General features: G+C 68.2%; 11 protein-coding genes. 2 read left to right on the forward strand and 9 right to left on the reverse strand.

Features of this window, described 5'->3' with window-relative positions:
* Positions 1 to 54 precede the first annotated feature (54 nt).
* From JRI60_RS26705 to JRI60_RS26740, 8 genes are all read right to left on the reverse strand, one after another.
* Positions 55 to 639, reverse strand: a complete 585-nt coding sequence (locus tag JRI60_RS26705) for a hypothetical protein (protein ID WP_204218699.1) — start codon at positions 637 to 639, stop codon at positions 55 to 57.
* Between the two features lie 25 nt (positions 640 to 664).
* Positions 665 to 1,219: a DUF2378 family protein gene (locus JRI60_RS26710; RefSeq protein ID WP_239469742.1), complete on the reverse strand. Its 555-nt coding sequence runs from the start codon at positions 1,217 to 1,219 to the stop codon at positions 665 to 667.
* A 117-nt stretch (positions 1,220 to 1,336) separates the two neighbouring features.
* Positions 1,337 to 2,431, reverse strand: coding sequence for a 3-oxoacyl-ACP synthase III family protein (locus JRI60_RS26715; protein WP_204218701.1), 1,095 nt, complete (start codon positions 2,429 to 2,431; stop codon positions 1,337 to 1,339).
* Positions 2,432 to 2,716: 285 nt separating this feature from the next.
* Complete coding sequence (locus JRI60_RS26720) at positions 2,717 to 4,132, reverse strand: cytochrome P450 family protein (protein WP_204218702.1); 1,416 nt, start codon at positions 4,130 to 4,132, stop codon at positions 2,717 to 2,719.
* Between the two features lie 34 nt (positions 4,133 to 4,166).
* On the reverse strand, positions 4,167 to 5,387 hold the full coding sequence (locus JRI60_RS26725; protein ID WP_204218703.1) for a cytochrome P450: 1,221 nt from the start codon (positions 5,385 to 5,387) through the stop codon (positions 4,167 to 4,169).
* 43 nt (positions 5,388 to 5,430) lie between these two features.
* Positions 5,431 to 6,078 (reverse strand): TetR/AcrR family transcriptional regulator, encoded by a 648-nt coding sequence (locus JRI60_RS26730; protein WP_204218704.1) that lies wholly within the window; start codon positions 6,076 to 6,078, stop codon positions 5,431 to 5,433.
* A 181-nt stretch (positions 6,079 to 6,259) separates the two neighbouring features.
* Positions 6,260 to 7,123: an alpha/beta fold hydrolase gene (locus JRI60_RS26735; protein WP_204218705.1), complete on the reverse strand. Its 864-nt coding sequence runs from the start codon at positions 7,121 to 7,123 to the stop codon at positions 6,260 to 6,262.
* 4 nt (positions 7,124 to 7,127) lie between these two features.
* The gene (locus JRI60_RS26740) at positions 7,128 to 7,985 is read right to left on the reverse strand and encodes an alpha/beta fold hydrolase (RefSeq protein WP_204218706.1); all 858 of its coding nucleotides are present in this window, start codon (positions 7,983 to 7,985) and stop codon (positions 7,128 to 7,130) included.
* A gap of 122 nt (positions 7,986 to 8,107) precedes the next feature.
* On the opposite strand from JRI60_RS26740, the gene JRI60_RS26745 reads away from it, so the two are divergent.
* Positions 8,108 to 14,488 carry an Ig-like domain-containing protein gene (locus JRI60_RS26745; protein WP_204218707.1) on the forward strand — a complete coding sequence of 2,127 codons (6,381 nt, stop codon included), beginning with the start codon at positions 8,108 to 8,110 and terminating at the stop codon, positions 14,486 to 14,488.
* Between the two features lie 94 nt (positions 14,489 to 14,582).
* Complete coding sequence (locus JRI60_RS26750) at positions 14,583 to 20,726, forward strand: Ig-like domain-containing protein (RefSeq protein WP_204218708.1); 6,144 nt, start codon at positions 14,583 to 14,585, stop codon at positions 20,724 to 20,726.
* 122 nt (positions 20,727 to 20,848) lie between these two features.
* Here JRI60_RS26750 and JRI60_RS26755 read toward each other — a convergent pair whose 3' ends face one another.
* Positions 20,849 to 21,589, reverse strand: coding sequence for a class I SAM-dependent methyltransferase (locus JRI60_RS26755; protein ID WP_204218709.1), 741 nt, complete (start codon positions 21,587 to 21,589; stop codon positions 20,849 to 20,851).
* Positions 21,590 to 21,847 lie beyond the last annotated feature (258 nt).

Below are 21,847 nucleotides of genomic sequence, written 5' to 3' on the forward strand. Positions count from 1 at the left end.
CCTCCTCCGGGGTCGGATACCTTCCCTTGATATCCCCGATGGCACCACCTTGATTCAGGGGCCAGCGCCGCGGGACCGCCCAGGCCCTGGTGCGGGAACCTTGCCGCCGCGTGTGTCTGTCGTGTCGGGCTCGAACACACGCAACGTCCAGAAGGAGCCGGTGTTGTAGCCGGGCAGGCCCTTCGGGTTGAAGACACTCGAGCTCGTCACGAAGCCCCCCACGTAGCCAGCGGGGAATTCCGTCAGCTTCAGCGCACAGCTGGTGAGCACCAGGCCGGGGCGCGGCACCCCGTTGCTCACCATGGTGCACCTGCCCAGCCCCGTGAAGTGACCTTCGGGCAGAATGAAGTGCACGTAGAAGTCCGCCGTCGAGCCCTCGGCGAAGCTCGGGTCCGTGATGTGCGCGCACGCCAGGGCCTTGCCCCTGAGCCGCTCGCCGCCCGTGCCCTTCTTCCCCCCTCCCGCCCGGAAGTCTCGCACGAAGACGTTCGCGGGCAGCCGCACGTTCACCTCGAACGGAGCGGCCCGACAGCCGCCAGTATCCACCGCACCGGAGCTCTCCTCGGTCCGGAACAGGAACACCTGCTCCCCGGCCAGCACGGCGGTGGGCAGGCCCAGCACGAGTACGCAGAGCGTCATCCGCGACATGGTGGAGAGCCCCGGGCTAATCCCAGAAGAACTCATACTCGCTGTTCAACTGCCCGGTGGTGTACCCCTTGACCCTGGGATTGCGGACCCCCGCCGTCAACAGCACCCCCCGCAGGATGCCCTCATGGTGGGCCTGCGGGAGAAAGTCGTGGTGGATGACGAAGTGGCCACTCTTCTCGTAGTGGGCGCACCTCATGGTCCGAGTCCCGTAGCTGACCGCCGTGGCGTAGGCGGAGGGGACCTGCTTGAGGATGCGCTTCACATCGTGCCCCGCCAGCAGCAAGAGCGTCTTGCCCGCCGTGGAGGACAGGAAGTCCTTCGCGGACTGCTCGCCAATCAGGCGCAGCGTCTCCGCGCAGCCGCCGAGCTGTGAGCCCACTTCATCCACCGCCGCCAGACACAGCCTCAGGAAGGTGGTCACCGGATAATTGAAGAAGTCGAGGTGCTTGCTCTCTCCAGTGGCACTGCGGCAACGCTGGGCCACCGTCTCCCCCCCCAGATTGCGCACCACGTCCAGCACGCCGTTGAAGAACATCCCTCGTGCCGTGTCTCTTGGCGTCGCGAGCCTCATGTTCCGCTCCACGTGGGCTTTCGTATTGAGGTCCATCGCGTACGTGGAGGTCTCATACTGTTCAATCATCATGAGGAGTCCCGTGCTCGTGAGGTGGTGAAGGAGCCGATCCCATGCCTACAACCGGATGAGCTGTGCTCCGTAGTGGACGTTCGCTCCTACAGCAGCCATCAGCACCAGGTCTCCACTACCCAGACGTACCCGGCCCGATTCCAGGTCCTCGGCCAGCAGGATGAGCTTCCCAGCCGCGGAAGTGTTGCCATAACGGTCCACGTTGATGGCCACGCGCTTTTGAGGCAGGCCCATCGTCCCGATGAAGTGCTCCATCAGCCGCTTGTTGGGCTGGTGGAAGTAGTAGCGCTTCACCTCGGAGCGCAGCTCGGGCCGATGGGCGAGCACCTCTTCGAGGCACTGGCGCATATAGAAGGAGTAGCTCTCCGCTACCCGTGGCCCGTCCACCACGAAGGCCATGTCCACCGGCCGCGTCCGCCCCTGGTACGGCAGCCGCAGCACACCTCCACCCCGGCGAATCACCAACTCCGCGTGGGCGTTGCCGGACATGGTCGTCAGGATGCCCTCTCCCTCCCTGCCGTCCGCGCGCAGCACCACCGCGCCCGCCCCATCTCCAAAGACATAGGCGGAAAGGTAGGCATTGAGCGACTTGCGCCCTGGAGCAGGGGGAAGTGCGCCAGTGTAGACGTCCGGGTTCAGCTGGGGCGAGAGCAGCGAGGAGGCCACCACCGCCACCGTCTTGAAGCGGCCGCCCTGCATCATCTTGCACACCATGTCGAGGATGTAGGGAGTGCCGCCACAGCCATCGTCGATCACCAGCGCGAAGGTATCGGCGCGGCAGCCCAGACGGTGGTGCAGCGCCATGGCGTCGTGGTTGAAGTTCAGCTCGTCCGGCGTGCAGGTGATGAGGAAGAGCGCATCCAGCTCCCGGGCGTCCACACCCGACTGATTCAGGGCCCGGCGCAGGGCGGTCTCGCTCATGTCTGTGTTGGAGGCCGGATAGATGGGCAGATCATCCTCGGGTGGCGGAATGGCCCGGCCCCGTGCGTCGATGTCCCAGAGGAAACGCCGTTCGTGAATGCCTGTCTTCTCGAGAATGCGCTCAGCGGACCAGCCCGGGAAGACGGCGGCGATGCGCTCGGTGCTGATGGTCCGAGAGGGAATGAATGCGCCGGCACCTGCAACGCGAACAGTGTTCATGTTCGGTTCTCACTCGATGGTGGACCTGTTCAACATGACAACGGACATACGGAAGCCATGACTCCCCCATGTCGCTGAAATCACAGGGTTTTCGAGAGGAAAACCCAGCGCAATCCTCTATTTCTGGCTTTCTCCGCTACCTCAGGGCATCAGTCCTGCCGCATTGTTGATGCATTGAAGCGCAAGAATAAAGAAGGACTGAGAAAAACCCATTGCCTTGCTTCGCTGGTGAACAAAGTTTGCGACTCGTGGCGCGGCCACTTCGGGAGCCGCTCGAGCGAGTGCCTAGAACAGGACCGGAATCCGGCTGAACCCGCGCAGGCTGGCGACACTGCTCCACCGCAGCTCCTCGGTGGGGATCGCCAGCCGCAGCTTCGGGAAGCGCTTGAAGAGGGACTCGAAGGCGAGCTGCCCCTCGAGCCGCGCCAGCGGCGCCCCGATGCAGACGTGGATGCCCTTGCCGAAGGCGATGTTCCGGTGCGCGTCCGGCCGCGTGATGTCGAACACGTCCGGGTTGGCGAAACGCGCGGGATCCCGATTCGCCGAGGCCAGACCCACCGACAGGTTCTCCCCCTGGGGGATGTGCGTTCCCGCCAGCTCGAGCTCCTCTTTGACGATGCGCGGCGTGCTCATGTAGTCGACCGGCCCCCAGTAGCGCAGCGTCTCCTCGACCAGCCCCTTGGCCAGACCGGCGGGGTCCGCCAGGAAGCGGGCATGCTGCTCGGGGTGCGTCAGCAGCGCGACGACGCCGTTGCCAATCAGGTTCACGGTCGTCACGTGCCCGGCGAAGAACAGGATGAACACCATCGACACCATCTCCTGGTGGCTGAGGGTGTCGCCGTCCTCCTGCACGTGGAGCATCTGGCTGATCATGTCCTCCGCTGGCTCACGCCGCTTCCGCTCGAACAGCTCGTCCAGGTACTGCCTGAACGCCCGCATGCCGGCCCGCAGCTTCTCGTCCCTCACGGCGTCCTGACGGTCGGCGTGCAGCAGGCCCTCCGCCCAGCCATGGACCTTCTCGCGATCCTCCACCGGGATGCCGAGCATGTCGCTGATGACCGTGACGGGCAGGGGATAGGCGAAGGCCTCGACCAGGTCCATCCGGCGCTCGGACACGGCCTCACCCCGCTCGGCCGCCTTCCGTTCGACCCCGTCGAGCAGCTCATCGACGATCCGCTGGATGCGCGGCCGGAGCAGCTCCATGGCGCGAGCGGTGAAGTTGGGCTGGACCAGCTTGCGCAGCCGCGTGTGATCCGGCGGGTCGAGCATGATGATGCTGTGCGCGATGGGCCGGAAGTCCTCCGGCATGTTCGCCTCCAGCAGCGCCCGCTGCTCCGGCGTCATCGCCGAGCGGAAATCGGACGAGAGGCGATCATCCAGCAGCGCGGACACCGCCTCGTCGTACCGGGTCACGAAGAGCCTGTCGCGTCCGGGGACCTTGCCCGGCTCGCGGCCCTTCGAGCCCTCCGGATGCGCTCCGTCCGCGAGGCCGCGGCCGAAGGGGCAGCGCACCACCGGGGCCGTGGCGCGCAGCTCGGCATAGGTGGTGTAGGCGTTGGCCAGGAACTCCGGGTTCTCCCTGTCCAGGACCACGTTGCTCATGGCCGGAGCCTCCCGCCGTCCCGTCACGGGGCAGGTCCCGCCCTCGCCCGGCGCCATCGGAGCCGTTTCCTTCCGCTCGTCCATCCTGTTCATCGTCATGGTGTCCTCCGAAGTTCCTGGTTCTTCCGTCCGCTCAGTTCTTGCGCAGCCAGAGCGAGCGGGGCCCGCGCAGGAAGAACGAGCTCCCGTAGTCGATGCGCTCGGGCTGCCGGGGCGCGAAGCCCAGCTTCGGGGCGCGCTCCATCAGCTCCTGGAGCGCCACCGGCGCCTCCAGCCGCGACAGAGGGGCTCCCAGGCAGAAGTGGATGCCGTGGCCGAACGAGAGCAGCCCCGTCGTATCGCGCTGCGGGTCGAAGCGCTCCGGGTTGGCGAACTTGCGCGGGTCATGATTGGCGGATGCCATCAGCACCATCACCGTCGAGTCCGCGGGGAGCTTCCCGCCGGCCAGCTCCACGTCCTGGGTGACCCGGCGCATCAGCCCCAGCACGGGCGAGTCGTAGCGCAGGGTCTCCTCGGCCACGGCGGCGCAGGCCTGGAGCGTGGGGTTGCGCCGCAGCCACTCGTACTGCTCCGGGTTGCGGATGAGGGAGACGAGCGCGTTGCCGAGCAGGTTGGTGGTGGTCTCGTTGCCGGCGATCAGCAGCACGATGGCGAAGGAGTTCACCTCCTGGGGTGTCAGCGCGGCCACGCCATCGCTCTCCTGGACGAGCAGGGAGATGAGGTCGCCCTTGGGATCCTGACGGCGCTTCTCGGCGATCTCCGTCATGTAGGCGAGCATCTCCTTCGCGCTCCGGATGCTCTCCTCCGACTGCTTCCCGGTCCGCAGGATCTCGGAGCCGGCGGTGATGAGCGAGTCGCTCCAGCGCTTGAAGTCCCGGCGCCGGGAGGTCTCGATGCCGAGCATCTCCGAGATGACGGTCACGGGCAGGGGAGAGGCCAGTCCGTCCATGAAGTCGAACTCGTCACGGGCGGTCATCTCCGCGACGAGCCCCCGGGACAGCTCGCGCACCCGGGGCTCCAGCTCGGAGATGCGCTTGGGGATGAAGGCGCGGCTCACCAGGCCACGCAGCCGCGTGTGGTTGGGAGGATCCGAGGTGACGAGGTTGGACACCGAGCCGAGCTCGGTGATCTGCGTCCGCTCCTTGGGCAGCTTGCCGGCGACGCGGATGTCCACGGACGAGAACAGGGCCGGGTTCTTCAGGACGTACGTCACGTCCTCGTAGCGGCTGAGGATATGGGCCTGGAGGCGCTCGTTCCAGAAGAGGGGCGCCTTCTCGCGCATCTCCGCGAAGTAGGGGTAGGGGTTGTTCATCACCTCGGGGTCGAAGAAGTCGAAGCGGTCCAGCAGGCTCATGGGGTTCTCCATGGGTGGAACAACGGGGGGTAAGAGACGGGGTTCATCCGGGGCGCGGGGCGGCGCCATCCAGGAAGCAGCGCAACAGCGACGGGATCAGCTCGTCGACCGGCACGGGGCGCTTGTCGAGGAACTGGCGGACGAGGGCCGCGCGCAACATGCCCAGCAGCAGCGTGGGGTAGAGACAGGCGTCCTCGGGGCGCAGGGCACCTTCCTCCACTCCCTGCTGGGTGAGGCGCTCGATGCGGCGGGTGAGCTCGAGGGACCGCTCCTGCTCGCGGCTCACGTCCTCGCCCGAGGTGAGGCCGTGCTTCAGCACATCCTCCAGGATGAGGGTGAACAGCTGGAAGTGCGCGCGCGAGTGCTCCACGATGCAGCGCAGGAAGCCATGCAGCCGCGCGCGGTAGGGCTCGCCCTGACTCCGCTCCAGCTCCGTGTCGAGCATGGCCAGCAGCTCCCGCCCGCGCACCTCGAGCAGCGCCGCCAGGAGCTGCTTCCGATCCTCGAAGTAGTTGTAGAGCGTCCCGACGGAGACCCCGACGCGCGCGGCGATGTCGTCCATGCGCGCGGCGTGGATGCCCTGCTCGGCCAGCACCTGCTCCGCCGCGTCGAGGATGGCGGCCCGCGCCTCCTCCTTCATCCGGATCCGCAGCGACTGAGGCTTGCTTCGAGTTGTTGAACGCGGGTTCATTGATTGAACCAACGTATGTTTCCAGGGATACCCAGGTCAACCAGAAGGAGCCGAGCAGGCAGACATACCTTGGGCTACACGCCTGGGCATCACCCTCGGACGGGCGTCGACGCCGGAGGCCGGCGTGGGGGGAGTGGGGTCGGACATGCCTCCAGCAGATGCTCCCCGGCTCCCCTCCGCATCAACGGCGGCCCACGGCCTCGAAGTGGTTCAGGAGCGCCGCCGCGAGCGGGGGTACGACGGCGCGTGGAATCGCATGCCCCATCCCGTCGATCGTCACCAGGGTCGAGCGCGGCAGGGTCTCCGCCAGGAACCGCGAGTTGGACTCGGGATTGGTGGGATCCTCTGGGGTGGCGATGACGAGCGTGGGCACGGTGACGTGGACGAGCTCCGCGCCACGCGCCAGTCCCGAGGGGTCGGCTCGCGCATGGGCATCCGAGGTGTCGTGACGGCCGGAGTGGGCGATGATGCGCCGCTCCAATGCGCGGAACTCCTCGGCATCGAAGGGAATCACCTTCCCGTTGAGCCTGCGCCAGTTCTCGATCTTCCATTCGATCTGCGCCTCGCGGTCGCGCGGCTCGAACATGTGGCTCCAGAACTCGTACAGGCCCGGGTCGATGGGGGCTCGCGCCGTCCCGTTGGCGCGGGCGGGAGCACCCTCGAGGGCGGGCGCCCCGATGACCGTCGCGCCGAGCAGCCGCTCGGGATGCGTGACCAGGAGCCACTGCACCAGGAAGCCTCCCAACGACAGGCCCACGACGTGCGCGCGCTCGATGCCGAGCGCATCGAGGATGGCCAGCGCGTCCTCGGCCATCCGGGTCGCGGAGTAGGGGACCCTGTCGAAGGCCCAGGTGGACGCTCCGGTGTCCCGGTGGTCATAGCGGATGACCCGGTATCTCCGAGCCAGCAGGTCGACGAGCTCGTCGGGCCAGACCCGTCCCGAGACGGTGGAGCCCATGATGAGCAGAACGGCGGGTGCATCCTCCGGACCCCGTGATTCGACCCAAAGCGATACTCCCTCCGCGACCTCGACAAAGCGTTCCATGATCTCAGCTCACAGTCTCGATGTGGTTCAGGAGCGCCGCCGCGAGCCGGGGCACGACGGCGCGTGGAATCGCGTGCCCCATCCCGTCGATGGTCACGAGAGTCGAGCGCGGCAGGTTCCCCGCCAGGTGCCGCGCGTTGGACGCGGGATTGGTGGGATCCTCCGGGGTGGCGATGACGAGCGTGGGCACGGTGACGTGTACGAACTCCGCCCCGCGAGCCAGTGCGGAGTAGTCGGCCCGCGCGTGGGCGCCCGGATTATCGTGACGGCCAGCGTGGGCGATGATGCGCCGCTCCAATGCGCGGAACTCCTCGGCATCGAAGGGAATCACCTTCCCGTTGAGCCTGCGCCAGTTCTCGATCCGCCATTCGATCTCCGCCTCGAGATCGCGCGGCTCGAACATGTGGCTCCAGAGCTCGAGCAGCTCGGGATCGATGGGGGCTTGCGCCGTTCCGTCCGCGAGAGCGGGAGTGCCCTGGAGGGCGGCCGCCGAGATGACCGTCGCGCTGAGCAGCCGCTCGGGGTGCGCGACCAGGAGCCACTGCACCAGAAAGCCCCCCAACGAGAAGCCCACGACGTGCGCGCGGTCGATACCGAGCGCATCGAGGACGGCCAGCGCGTCCTCGCCCAGCCGGGTCAGGGGGTAGGGGGCCTTGTCGAAGGCCCAGGTGGACGCTCCGGTGTCCCGATGGTCATAGCGGATGACCCGGTGCTCGCGGGCCAGGCGCTCGACGAGCTCGTCGGGCCAGGCCAGTCCCGAGGCGTTGGCTCCCATGATGAGCAGAACGGCGGGTGCACCCTCCGGACCCCGTGATTCGACCCAGAGCGAGACTCCCTCGGCGACCTCGACGAAGCGTTCCATGGTCTCAGCTTCGCAGGACGATACGAGGGAGGGGCTCCTCTTTTTTGGTATCCGGAGCGATCCAGGATCGCGGGATTAATTCAATAATCCAGGAAAGGGGTTTCGACTCCTGGGGGAGAACCATGCAGCGCCTGGTGACACTGCTCGCGGTAGCACTCGTGCTCGCTTCCTGTGAGCGCCCATCCAAAGACCGCACCGGCGAGGCAGAGACCTCACGCGAGACGGCCCGGGCGGCCCGGGATTTCGTCGCGGGCAGCCGGCTGCTGAAGGCCGACAAGGCCGTACCCGGCCGCTACATCGTCGTGCTCGACGAGAAGGCCGTGGTCCAGGCCCAGGTGGGGCCGCTGTCCACCCAGCTCTCCGCGCTCCATGGGGCCTCCGTCAGGCACGTGTACTCCCGCGCCCTCCGGGGCTTCGCCGTGACCATGACGGAGGCCGCCGCGCTGAAGCTGAGCAACGACCCGCGCGTGCGCTACGTGGAGGAGGACAGCGAGGTCCACCTCTCGGGCACGCAGTCCAACGCGCCCTGGGGACTCGACCGCATCGATCAGCGGGAACGGCCGCTGGACGGCACGTATCACTACGAGCAGACCGGCAGCGGGGTGCACGCCTACGTCATCGACTCGGGCATCCGCTTCTCCCACTCCGAGTTCGGTGGGCGCGCCGTCCCTGGCTTCACCGCCATTCAGGACGGCAACGGCACCAACGACTGCCACGGCCACGGCACGCACATGGCGGGCATCATCGGCGGAGCGACGTATGGGGTGGCCAAGGGCGTCACCCTGCACTCCGTGCGGGTGATGGGCTGCGAGGGATCGGGCTACGTGTCCGGGTTGATCGCCGGCATCGACTGGGTCACCGCCAACCACATCAAGCCGGCGGTGGCCAACATCAGCCTGGCCACCAGCTCGAGTACGGTGCTGGACGAGGCGGTCATCCGCTCCATCAACGCCGGAGTCACCTATGTGGTCGCGTCGGGCAACAATCAATCCACCGCGTGCCACCGCTCTCCCGGCCGGGTTCCCGCCGCGCTGACGGTCGGGTCGTCCGACTCCGGTGACGGCCGGTACATCTTCTCCAACTTCGACGAGTGCGTGGACCTCCATGCGCCGGGCGTAGACATCCCCTCGGCCTGGAGCACCAACGACACCAGCACGGATACGCTCACTGGCACGTCGGTGGCGGCCGCGCACGTGGCGGGTGCGGCGGCCCTCTACCTGGAAGGCCATGCCCTGGCCACCCCCGGGGAAGTCTCCACCGAGCTCACCAGCCGCGCGATGCCCGTGATGATCTACACCACGGGTTATTTCCTGAACCAACTCCTGTACGCCGGTGGCAACGGGCCGGATCAGACCGCGCCCCAAGTGCTCCTCACCGCGCCCGTCACAGGTGCGACGGTGAGCGGCACGGTGCCCCTGTCCGCCACCGTCACGGATGAGTCGGACATCGCCAGGGTCGACTTCTTCCAGGGTGACAGCCTGATCGGCTCGGATGACACGGCGCCCTACGAGCTGGCGTGGAACAGCCTCACCACCCTCAACGGCCCGGTGGTGCTCACGGCCCGGGCCCATGACGCCCACTACAATCCGGGCGTGAGCCCCCCGGTCGAGGTGACGCTCGCCAACGCCGGGCAGGCCGCGTTCGACCCCGCGTGGGGCACGCCCGTCTGCGCGGACGTGGGCGGCAGGTGTGACTCGGGGCGGCTCCTGGAGGGGAGGGGGATCGCTGGCCCCGAACCCCACCAGCCCAACACCCTGGGAGGACTCTGCCCGGACGGGCAGGGCGGCACGTACCTCACGGACCCCTCGGTGGAGCGGCTCCTCGTCTTCCCGAGCGATGGCACCACGTTCCAGGTGGGCAAGGAGGTGACGATCCAGGCCACGGTCTACGCGGAGATGAGCCCCTACATGGGGTACGAGCATCTGGATCTCCTCGCCGCGGCCGACGCGAGCAACCCCGTCTGGATCCCCATCGCGACCCTGTGGCCGAACAAGAAAGGCCTCCAGGTCCTCACGGCCAGGTACCTGCTTCCGGAGGGTGGAATGCAGGTCCTCCGGGGCGTGCTCCTCAGCAGCGGCAACCCTCCCGCCGCCTGCCCCCAGCAGAGCTGGCGAATCGACCATGACGACCTGGTCTTCGCGGTGGACCAGGTGCCGGACTCCACGCCGCCTGGCGTGGCCATCACCTCCCCGGTGGAGGGCTCCACGGTGGCCAACTCCGTCACCGTCCAGATGGAGGCGAGCGACGACTTCGGCGTGCAGCGCGTGGAGCTGTACAACGGCTCGACCCTGCTCACGACGGACACCCAGGCTCCCTATGTGTGGACCTGGTCGACCCGGACGCTGCCCAACGGGCCCTACACCCTCACCGCGCGCGCCTACGACGTGGCCGGCCACGTCTCGTCGAGCAGCACGGTGAACGTGACGGTGGACAACGACTTCACCCCACCGTCCGAGCCCGTCATCACCGCGCCCGCCGCCGGGTCCACCGTGAGCGGCACCGTCTCCATCGAGGTGGCCGCCAGCGACGATCGGCAGGTGACGCGGGTGGAGTTCTTCGTGGATGGCGCGCTCGTCGGGACCGACACGACGGAGCCGTTCACCCTGGCCTGGGACTCGGTGAGCGTGTCCAACAGCAGCCACACGCTGAGCGTCAAATCGTATGACGGTGCGGGCCAGTCGGCGGAGAGCGCCCCCATCACGGTCGAGGCGAACAACGCGGGTAACGCGCGCTACGATCCGGTCTTGAAGGCGCCCCGGTGTGACACCGTGACGGAACGCTGCGACACCCGGTCCCTGGTCCGGGGACGGGGCGGCGAGCAGAACGCGCCCAACACCCTGGATGGGTGTCCCGACGGCACGCGCACCGGCCTCGCCGAGTCCATCGCCCGGGTCCGCGTGAGCCGGGAAGATGGCACGGCCCTGACCGCTGGGAAGCGGGCCCGGATCGACGTCGACGTGGTGACCGACAACCGCGACTCCGTGCCCGTCGACAGGCTGGAGCTGTACTTCGCGGCGGATGCGACCCAGCCCTCGTGGACCCATATCGCCACCCTCCAGCCCCTGAAGGCGGGCTCGCAGACGCTGTCGGCGGAGTACATCCTCCCCGCTGGCGGCCTGCAGGCGGTGCGCGCGGCCTTCGGTGTGGGCGGCGGCGACGGGCTCTGCGCTTCGAGTACGCCCGCGGACTCGTGGAGGGATCGCGACGACCTGGTCTTCCCGGTCGCCCAGGTGACGGACTCCGTCCCCCCGCAGGTGGCGCTCACTTCGCCCGCCCCTGGAGCGACGCTGACCGGAACCGTCACGCTGTCGGCCACGGCGAGCGACGACTTCGGCGTGAGGTCCGTGGACTTCCTCGACGGGGAGACCCTGATCGGAACGGATGGCGCGGAACCCTTCGGAGTGATGTGGAACACCCGGGGAGTCGCCAACGGCAATCACACACTGACGGCCCGGGCGCGCGACGTGGCCGGACACGTGGTGGCCTCACAGCCCGTGACGGTGACGACGGACAACGACTTCACGGCACCGGTGATCTCCCTCACCGCTCCCGTCACTGGCGTGCGAATGAAGATGGGTGAGATGGTGCGGCTCACCGTGAACGCCTCGGACAACCTGGGCGTCACCCGGGTCGAGTTCTACGACGGCCCCAATCTGCGCGACACCTCCGTCTCAGCGCCCTTCGACGGGTCTTGGAATACGGGGTATTGGGGCGCCTCCGCTGGCCAACACGTCCTGACCGCCAGGGCCTATGACGCGGTCGGCAACGTGGGGACCTCGCAGCAGGTGGTGGTGACTCTCGTGCCCGAGCTCACTCCTCCTACCGTCGCGCTCACCGCGCCCCAGAGCGGTACGAGGCTCGTCGGGACCGTGACGCTCTCGGCGGATGCCTCCGATACGTCCGGGGTGTCCAGGGTCGAGTTCCTCGTGGACGGAACGCCGCTCGCGACCGACACCTCCTGGCCCTACAGCTACTCCTGGAACACCCAGACGGCCGTGAACGGCCGGCTCGTGCTGACCGCGCGCGCCACCGATATCCACGGCAACGTCGCCACCTCGGCCGGAGTGCCCGTGCTCATCGACTCCGTGGCCCCGACCGTGTCCGTCACCTCACCGGCCAGCGGGGCCTCCGTGACGGGGCTGACGTCCATTCAGGTGGATGCCACGGACAACGTGGAGCTCTCCCGGGTCGACTTCTTCGTGGACGGTGCGCTGCTGGCGAGCGACACGACGGCTCCCTTCCGCGTGGACTGGGACAGCGGCTTCTGGACGAACGGGAGCCACACCCTGTCCGCCAAGGCCTATGACGCGGCGAGCAACGAGGCCACGAGCACCGGTGTGGTGGTGACCACGAGCCAGCCCGGCGGCGCCGTGTACGACTCCGTTCTGCGCGTGCCGAAGTGCGCCACGCTGACCAGCGTCTGTGACACCACGGGCCTCGTGAAGGGCCGGTACTCCCTGGAGACCAACGCACAGAACACGATCAACAGGACCTGTTACGACGGAGCGGCCTACTACTGGTACGGCGAGCTCGAGAAGATCAACCGGCTCGAGCTGTCCAGCGTCGATGGCGAGGTCTTCGCGCCGGGCCGGAGCGTCCGGATCAAGGTCCACGTCACCGTGCTCGACACCTCCACGGATGCGCTCGATCTGTTCTACACGAGCAATGCCAACAGCCCCTCGTGGACATACCTGACCACGCTGAGGCCGAGCGCCACCGGGGAGCAGGTGCTCTCGACGGAGTACGTCCTGCCCTCGGGCTATCTGCAGGCGGTGCGCGCCCAGTTCCGGCGCGGGGGTGATTCCAGCTCGGCGTGCATCCCCGGCGACTACAACGACCGGGATGACGTGGTCTTCGCGGTGGATGGGGACCCAACGGTGGCGATCACCGCTCCCGCCAGCAATGTGTACGCGCTGGGCGTGCTCTCGGTGACCGCGACGGCCGCCGACGACCAGGCGGTGGCGAGGGTCGAGTTCTACGTGGACGGGACGCTGATCGGCACCGACACCAGCGCGCCCTACGAGACGAGCTGGAACCCCGCGGGCGTGGCGGACGGGGCCCACCTGCTCACCGCCAGGGCCTACGACAGCGGTGGCCGTGTCGGGACCTCGGCCGCGGTCGTGGTGAACGTCGACAACACCCCGCCGGACGCGGCCCTCACTTCACCCGCGCCGGGGAGCTTCCTCAAGGGCACGGTCGTGCTCGAGGCCACCGCGAGTGACAACCTGGCGGTCTCCAAGGTCGAGTTCTACTTGGATGGGTCACTGCTCGGCACCGACACCAGCGCGCCCTACACGCTGAGCTGGTACTCGCTGTACGCGACGGATGGCGCCCACACCTTCACGGTGAAGGCCTTCGATGGCGCTGGCAACGTCCGCACCTCGGGTGGGGTAGGGGTGACCGTCGACAACAACGCGCCGACGACATCCATCAGCGCTCCAGCGGCGAATGCCCTGGTCGGAGGAACGGTCCAGGTCAGTGCCACCGCCAGCGATACCAATGGGGTGGCGAAGGTCGAGCTCTACGTGGACGGGACGCTGATCGGCACCGACACCAGCGCGCCCTACGCCGTGAGCTGGAACAGCACCCCCGTGGTGGACGGAGCCCACACGCTCACCTCGAAGGCCTACGATACTGCGGGCAACGTCCGCACCTCGAGCGGGCGCGTGGTGAACACCGACAACACCCCGCCGGACGCGGCCCTCACTTCACCCGCGCAGGGGATGCTCCTCCGAAACCCCGTCGCGCTCGAGGCCACCGCCAGCGACAACAAGGCCGTCTCCAGGGTCGAGTTCTACGATGGGACGACGCTGCTCGGCACGTCCTACGCCGCGCCCTATGCGATGAGCGCGTACCTGGCGGACGGTGCCCATACGCTCACGGTGAAAGCCTTCGACGGCCTCGGCAACGTCCGCACCTCGGGCGGGGTAGGGGTGACCGTCGACAACACCGCGCCGACGACGGCGCTCAGCGCTCCAGCACAGAACGCCCTGGTCCGGGGAACCGTCCAGGTCAGCGCCACCGCCAGCGACGCCGTAGGGGTGGCGCGGGTCGAGTTCTACGCGGGGGAGACCCTGCTCGGCACGGCCACCACGGCGCCGTACGCGGTGAGTTGGAACACGACGACCGGGACCAATGGCACCATCACGCTCACCACACGCGCCTACGACGCGGTGGGCAACGTCGCCGTGTCCGCCGGCCGCACCGTCACGGTGGACAACACCGCGCCTACCGTGGCCATCACCTCGCCGGCCAATGGGGCCACGCTCTCGTCGCTGTCACTGAGCACCACGATTCAAGCCAGTGCCAGTGACAACGTGGGTGTCACCCAGGTGGTGTTCTACGACGGCGCCACCGTCATGGGCACGGACACCACGGCGCCCTACAGCGTGAGCTGGAACCTGCTGAGCGCCTCGAAGGGGACGCACACGTTGACGGCCAGGGCCCATGACGCGGCGGGCAACGTGACGATCTCGGCCCCCATCTCCGTGAAGGTGAACTGACCCCCCGGCATGGTTTTCCGCACTGGGAGTGATCCAATTTCCCTGGATTTGTTCAATACCCCAGGAAAGAGGTTTCGATCCCTGGGGGAGAACCATGCAGCGCCTGGTGACACTGCTCGCGGCGGCACTCGTGCTCGCGTCCTGTGAGCCCACATCCAAAGACCGCACGAACGAGGCCGAGACCTCGAGCAAGACGGAGACAGCCCGGACAGCCCGGGCCTTCGTCGCGGGCAGCCGGCTGCTGAAGACCGACAAGGCCGTGCCCGGCCGCTACATCGTCGTGCTCGACGAGAAAGCCGGGGCCCAGGCCCAGGTGGTGGGGCAGGTGGCCCACCAGCTCTCCGTGCTCCACGGGGCCTCCGTCAAGCACGTGTACTCCCGAGCCCTCCAGGGCTTCGCCGTGACCATGACGGAGGCCGCCGCGCTGAAGCTGAGCAACGACCCTCGCGTGCGCTACGTGGAGGAGGACTCCCGGGTCACCCCCATGGGGACACAATCCAATGCCCCCTGGGGACTCGACCGTATCGACCAGCGGGAACGGCCGCTGGACGGCACGTACCAGTACGAGCAGACCGGCAGCGGGGTGCACGCCTACGTCATCGACTCGGGCATCCGCTTCTCCCACTCCGAGTTCGGTGGGCGCGCCGTCCCTGGCTTCACCGCCTACAATGACGGTAACGGCTCGAACGACTGCCACGGCCACGGCACGCACGTGGCGGGCATCATCGGCGGGGCGACGTACGGCGTGGCCAAGGGGGTGACCCTGCACTCCGTACGGGTGATGGACTGCACCAACGCGGGCTATGTGTCCGATCTGATCGCCGGCATCGACTGGGTCACCGCCAACCACATCAAGCCGGCGGTGGCCAACATCAGCCTGGCCACCTCCACGACGACGTCGCTGGACGACGCGGTCACCCGCTCCATCAACGCCGGAGTCACCTATGCGGTCTCGGCCGGCAAGACGGGCTCGCTGAACTCGTGCCTCATGTCCCCTGGCCGGGTTCCCGCCGCGCTGACGGTCGGGGCGAGCACCTCCAGCGACTCCGTGGCCTCCATCTCCAACTCCGGCGACTGCGTGGACCTCTACGCGCCGGGCACCGGCATCCCCTCGGCCTGGATCACCAACGACACCAGCACGAACACGCTCGATGGCACCTCGATGGCGGCCGCGCACGTGGCGGGTGTGGCGGCGCTCTACCTGGAAGCCCACCCCCAGGCCTCGCCCGCGGAAGTCTCCACCGAGCTCACCACTCGCGCCACGCCCGATGTGATGTACCCGGGCATCTCCGATCCCTCGTACCGGCTCCTGTACGCCCGCGGCAACGGGGCGGACCAGACTCCGCCTCAAGTCCTCCTCACGGCGCCCACCGCCGGTGCGACGGTGAGTGGCACGGTGCCCCTGTCCGCCACCGCCACGGATGAATCGGGCATCGCCAGGGTCGAGTTCTTCCTCGGCGACAAACGGATCGGCTCGGACGATACGGCGCCCTATGAGCTGGCGTGGAACAGCCTCACCACCCTCAACGGACCGGTGGTGCTCTCCGCCCGGGCCTATGACATCCACTACAACCAGGGAGTGAGCACCCCGGTCGGAGTGACGCTCGCCAACGCCGGGGAGGCGATGTTCGAGCCCGCGACGGGAACGCCCGTCTGTACGCTGGTGGGGGGCAGGTGCGACTCGGGACGGCTCCTGGAGGGTCGAGGGCTCTCCGGTCCCGAGCTCCACCAGCCCAACACCCTGGGCGGCCTCTGCGCGGACGGGCAGGGTGGCACGTACCTCGAGAGCCCTTCGCTGGAGCGGCTCCTCGTCTTCCCGAGCGATGGCTCCACCTTCCAGCAAGGCAGGGAGGTGACGATCCAGGCCACGATCCATGTGAAGCAGAGTCCCTATTACGCGACCTACGAGCACCTGGAGCTCCTCGCCGCGGCCGACGCGAGCAATCCCGTCTGGACCCATATCGCGACCCTGTGGCCGATCAAGCAAGGCCTCCAGGTCCTCACGGCCAGGTACCTGCTTCCCCTGGGCGGGATGCAGGTCATCCGGGGTGTGCTCACCGAGGATCTCAGCTCTTCCACCAAGACCTGCGTCCAGGGTCGCTGGAGCACCGATCATGACGACCTCGTGTTCGCGGTGGGCCAGGATCCGGACCCCGCGCCGCCCATCGTGGCCATCACCTCTCCAGGGGAGGGCGCCACGGTGAACAGCGTCGTCACCATCCAGATGGAGGCGAGCGACGACTTCGCCGTGCAGCGCGTGGAGCTTTACGCGGGCTCGAACCTGCTCACGACGGACACCCAGGCCCCCTACACCTGGAGCTGGGCGACCCGGCCGCTGCCCAACGGGCCCTACACCCTCACCGCGCGCGCCTACGACGTGGCCGGCAACGTCTCGGTGAGCACCGTGAACGTGGTCGTGGACAACGACTTCACCCCTCCGTCCACGCCCGTCATCACCGCGCCCGCCGCGGGGGCCACCGTGAGCGGCATCGTTCCCATCGAGGTGGCCGCCAGCGATGACCGGCAGGTGACGCGGGTGGAGTTCTTCGTGGACGGCGCGCTCGTGGGGACCGACACGACGGCTCCGTTCGTGCTCGCCTGGGACTCGGTGAGCGTGTCCAACAGCGGCCACACGTTGAGCGTCAAGTCGTATGACGGAGCGGGCCAGTCGGCCGTGAGCGCGCCCATCACGGTCGAGGCGAGCAACGCGGGCAACGCGCGCTACGACCCTGTCTTGACGGCGCCTCTGTGTGAGACCGTGACGGATCGCTGCGACACCCGCGGGCTGGTCCGGGGACGAGGGTACTACTACGGTCCCGAGCTCAACGCGCCCAACACCCTGGACGAGTGTATCGATGGCGCGCGCACCGAATCGCAAGCCGAGTCCGTCTCGCGGATCCGGGTGAGCCGGGCGGATGGGACGGCCCTGGCCGCCGGAAAGCGGGTGCGGCTCGAGGTCGACGTGGTGGTCGATAACCCCCTGTCCCTGTCCTATGACCGGTTGGATCTGTACACCGCGACGGATGCGACCCATCCCTCGTGGACCTACCTCACGACGCTGTGGCCCACGGTGACGGGCGCGCAGACGCTGTCGACGGAGTACGTGCTGTCCGCGGGCAGCCTGCAGGCGGTGCGCGCGGCCTTCAACCTGGTCAACGGCCCCGGGGCCTGCGCCGAGTCCCCGACGGAGGCCTCGTTCAACGATCGCGACGATCTGGCCTTCGTGGTCGCCCAGGAGACGGACTCCGTTCCTCCAGGGCAGACCACGCTCACCGCGCCCGCCCCTGGAGCGACGCTGACGGGAACCGTCCTGCTGTCGGCCACGGCGAGCGACAACTTCGGCGTGGTGGCCGTGGACTTCTATGACGGGCAGACCCTGATCGGAACGGATGGCACGGAACCGTTCGGCGTGCAGTGGAACACCCGGAGTGCCGCCAACGGCGGCCACACACTGACGGCCCGGGCGCGAGACCTGGCCGGAAACGTGAAGGCCTCGCAGCCGGTGACGGTGACGACGGACAACGACTTCACGGCGCCGGTGGTCGCCATCACCGCTCCCGCCCCTGGCAGCAAGGTGACCGGGTCCGTGACCCTCTCCGCGAATGCCACGGACAATCTGGGGGTGGCCCGGGTGGAGTTCTTCGTGGATGGGGTGTTGCTGGCGAGCGACACGACGGCTCCCTTCGCCGTGTCCTGGAACAGCCGCTCGATGGCGAGCGGGAGTCACACCTTGTCCGCCAGGGCCTACGACGCCGCGGGCAACATGGGGACCTCGGCGCAGGTGACGGTGACGTCCGTGCCCGAGCTCACGCCGCCTTCCGTGTCGATCACCTCGCCCACCAGTGGTGCGGTGCTCGTCGGGCCGGTGACGATCTCGGCGAACGCCACCGATGCCTCCGGAGTGGCCCGGGTGGAGTTCTTCGTGGACGGGGTGTTGCTGGCGAGCGACACGACGGCTCCCTACGCCGTGGACTGGGATAGCGGCTCGTGGGCGAACGGGAACCACACGCTGACGGCCAGGGCCCATGACACGTTGGACAACATGGCGACGAGCACCGGCGTCCCGGTGTCCACGAACCAGACCGGCGCGGCCGTGTACGATTCCGTGCTCCGCGTGCCGAAGTGCACCACGCTGAGCAACGTCTGCGACACCACGACCCTCGTGAGTGGCCGGTCCTCCCTGGAGTCCAACGCTCCCAACACGATCAACGGGACCTGTGCCGACGGAGCGGGGAACGGCGGCACCGGGCATCAGATCCATCGGCTCAAGGTGTCCAGCGTCGATGGAGGGCTCTTCGCGCGGGGCCGGCGCGTCCGGATCGAAGTCCAGGTCGGCGTCCTCGACACCTCCATGGATGCGCTCGATTTGTACTCCACGAGCGATGCCAACAATCCCTCGTGGACGTTCCTGACCACGCTGCGGCCGGGCACGACGGGGACCCAGGTGCTCTCGGCGGAATACGTCCTGCCCGCGGGCTTCTTGCAGGCGGTGCGCGCCCGATTCCGCTCGGGTAGCAACTACGGCAGCCTGGGGTGCGGCTCCGGTAGCCTGGACGACCACGACGACGTGGCCTTCGCGGTGGACGTGAGCCCGGAGGTGACGCTCACCGCTCCCGCCAACAACGCGCCGGTGAGGGGAATGGTCTCACTGGCCGCAACCGTCGCCAGCGGCCAGGCGGTGGAGCGGGTCGAGTTCTACGACAATGGGACGCTGATCGGCACGGACACCAGCGCGCCCTACGACATGAGCTGGAACAGCACCACCGTGGCGGATGGGGCCCACGCGCTCACCGCGAAGGCTTACGACATCGGTGGCTACACCGGGACCTCTCCCGCGGTCGGGGTGAACGTCGACAACACCCCACCGGACGTGGCGCTCACTTCCCCCACGCAGGGGATGTTCCTCCCGATGTACGCCCTGCTCGAGGCCTCCGCCAGTGACAACCAGGCGGTCTCCAGGGTCGAGTTCTACGTGGATGGGGAGCTGCTCCAGAGCGACTCCAGCGCGCCCTACTCGGTGGAGTGGTTCACCATGGTCGAGGGAGAGGGGCCCCATACGGTCTCGGTGAAGGCCTATGACAAATCCGGCAACGTCCGCACTTCCGCTGGGGTAGGAGTGATCGTCGATTACGCCGGGCCGGCGCCGTATATCTCCTCACCGGTGCAGAACGCCCAGGTCGGTGGGGCCGCCGTGCGGATCAGTGCCACCGCCAGCGACAGCATCTCGGGGGTGGACAGGGTCGAGTTCTTCGCGGACGGGACGCTGATCGGCACGGCCACCAGCGCCCCCTATGAAGTGAGCTGGAACAGCACCTCCGTGGTGGATGGGGCCCACACGCTCACCGCGAAGGGCTACGACCACGCGGGCAACGTCAGCACCTCCAATTCGGTCGCGGTGACCACCGACAACACCCTGCCGGATGCGGCGCTCACCTCACCCACGCAGGGGATGTTCCTCCGAGGCAGTGTGGTGCTCACGGGCACCGCCAGCGACAACCAGACGGTCTCCAAGGTCGAGTTCTACCGGGGCACGACGCTGATCAACTCCGACACCAGCGCGCCCTATTCGGTGGGCTGGAACACCACCACCCTGGCGGACGGGGCCCAGACGCTCACGGTGAAGGCCTATGACAAGGCCGGCAACGTCCGCACCTCGGCCGGGGTGGGGGTGACCATCGACAACACCGCCCCGACGACGGCCATCAGCACTCCCGCGGAGAACGCTCGGATCCGGGGAACGGTCCCGGTCAGCGCCACCGCCAGCGACACCGTCGGGGTGGAGCGGGTCGAGTTCTACGCGGGTACGACGCTGCTCGGCACGGCCACCACGGCGCCCTACGCGGTGAGCTGGAACACGACGAGCGTGGCCAATGGCACCTTCACGCTCACCACACGCGCCTACGACGCGGTGGGCAACGTCGCCGTGTCCGCCGGCCGCACCGTCACGGTGGACAACACCGCGCCTACCGTGGCCATCACCTCGCCGGCCAATGGGGCCACGCTCTCGTCGCTGTCACTGAGCACCACGATTCAAGCCAGTGCCAGTGACAACGTGGGCGTCACCCAGGTGGTGTTCTACGACGGCGCCACCGTCATGGGCACGGACACCTCGGCGCCCTACAGCGTGAGCTGGAACCTGCTGACGGCGCCGAAGGGGACGCACACGCTGACGGCCAGGGCCTATGACGCGGCGGGCAACGTCACCCTCTCGGCTCCCATCTCCGTCAAGGTGAACTGAGGCTGGGTCAGAAAGACGGAGCACCTTCCGGGCGCGCTTCGGACGAACTGGTCCGACTGTCGGACCAGTTGCTCCCGAGCGCGCCCGGGACCTCCCTCCTGAAAGGACGTCCCCCACCTGGCTCAGCGGCGCTTGACGGCGAGGAGGGTGTCGTACTCCTCGCCACCGAGTATCCGGGGCTCGAAACGCGCGTCGAGCCCCACCTCATCGGAGAGCCGCAGCCAGGTCGCCCGCGGAAACACGCCGTTGCGGTGCGCGTCGTGCTCGGCACGGACGCTCCCATCGCGCTCGCGCAGCAGCAGCGCGTAGTGGACGTCCACGAAGGTCGCGCCCGGCTCCAGCGGCAGCGTCCACTCGATGTAGCGCAGCGAGCGGGCGCGCCCATCCGGAGCGGCCGGCTCGTCTCCGCCCTCCAGGATCGTGCCGGGCTCGAAGGACTCCAGCGTGGCATCCGGTGCGACCAATGCGACCCCGCCGGGCCGCAGATGCGTGGCCACCGTCTCCAGCGCGGCGCGCAGGTCGGCCTCCGTGATCATGTAGTCGACCGCGTCGTGCACGAACACGGCGTCGAACACGCGGCCGAGGCGCACGGTCCGCATGTCGCCGGGGAGATGCACGCACTCGGGGTTGAGCGCGCGGCTCACCTGGAGCATCCGCTCGGAGGGCTCGACCAGGGTGAGCGAGAGCTCGCGCTTGAGGTGGCTGGCGTTGTTGCCGCCGCCACTGCCCAGCTCGAGCACCTCCTTCAGCGGCCCGGACGCGGCGGCCCGCAGGAGCCGGATGTACTCGGCGGCCTCTTCGGCGTAGTCGGACGGGGGAGAGACCAGCGGCCACCAATCGGCCAGCTCTTCGTAGAGTTTCATGACGCGGCCTTTCGAGCAGATGCGAGTGGTGGGCTCGAAGGTATCGCGGCGGCGCCAGCCAGGGGCAGCTGATATCCTCGCCGCCGCTTCGGAGAGAGCTCTCATGCGCGGATGGATGTTGGGGGTCGTGGCTGTGGCGGGGCTCCTGCTCGCGGTGGGACTCGTGCTTCGTGAGAGCCCTCGTTCCCAGCCCTCCCGCCCGGTGTCGTCCTCGGCTTCCTCCGCGCCCGGCGTGCGGGCGGGACGCCCTGGAGTCTC

The organism is Archangium violaceum (assembly GCF_016887565.1).
GTDB classification, from domain to species: domain Bacteria; phylum Myxococcota; class Myxococcia; order Myxococcales; family Myxococcaceae; genus Archangium; species Archangium violaceum_B.

Coding starts and splice junctions, on each gene's coding strand:
- JRI60_RS26735 (WP_204218705.1), bottom strand. CDS start 7,123: ATGGAACGCTTTGTCGAGGTCGCGGAGGGAGTATCGCTTTGGGTCGAA.
- JRI60_RS26705 (WP_204218699.1), bottom strand. CDS start 639: ATGACGCTCTGCGTACTCGTGCTGGGCCTGCCCACCGCCGTGCTGGCC.
- JRI60_RS26730 (WP_204218704.1), bottom strand. CDS start 6,078: ATGAACCCGCGTTCAACAACTCGAAGCAAGCCTCAGTCGCTGCGGATC.
- JRI60_RS26745 (WP_204218707.1), top strand. CDS start 8,108: ATGCAGCGCCTGGTGACACTGCTCGCGGTAGCACTCGTGCTCGCTTCC.
- JRI60_RS26715 (WP_204218701.1), bottom strand. CDS start 2,431: ATGAACACTGTTCGCGTTGCAGGTGCCGGCGCATTCATTCCCTCTCGG.
- JRI60_RS26710 (WP_239469742.1), bottom strand. CDS start 1,219: ATGAGGCTCGCGACGCCAAGAGACACGGCACGAGGGATGTTCTTCAAC.
- JRI60_RS26725 (WP_204218703.1), bottom strand. CDS start 5,387: ATGAGCCTGCTGGACCGCTTCGACTTCTTCGACCCCGAGGTGATGAAC.
- JRI60_RS26750 (WP_204218708.1), top strand. CDS start 14,583: ATGCAGCGCCTGGTGACACTGCTCGCGGCGGCACTCGTGCTCGCGTCC.
- JRI60_RS26720 (WP_204218702.1), bottom strand. CDS start 4,132: ATGACGATGAACAGGATGGACGAGCGGAAGGAAACGGCTCCGATGGCG.
- JRI60_RS26755 (WP_204218709.1), bottom strand. CDS start 21,589: ATGAAACTCTACGAAGAGCTGGCCGATTGGTGGCCGCTGGTCTCTCCC.
- JRI60_RS26740 (WP_204218706.1), bottom strand. CDS start 7,985: ATGGAACGCTTCGTCGAGGTCGCCGAGGGAGTCTCGCTCTGGGTCGAA.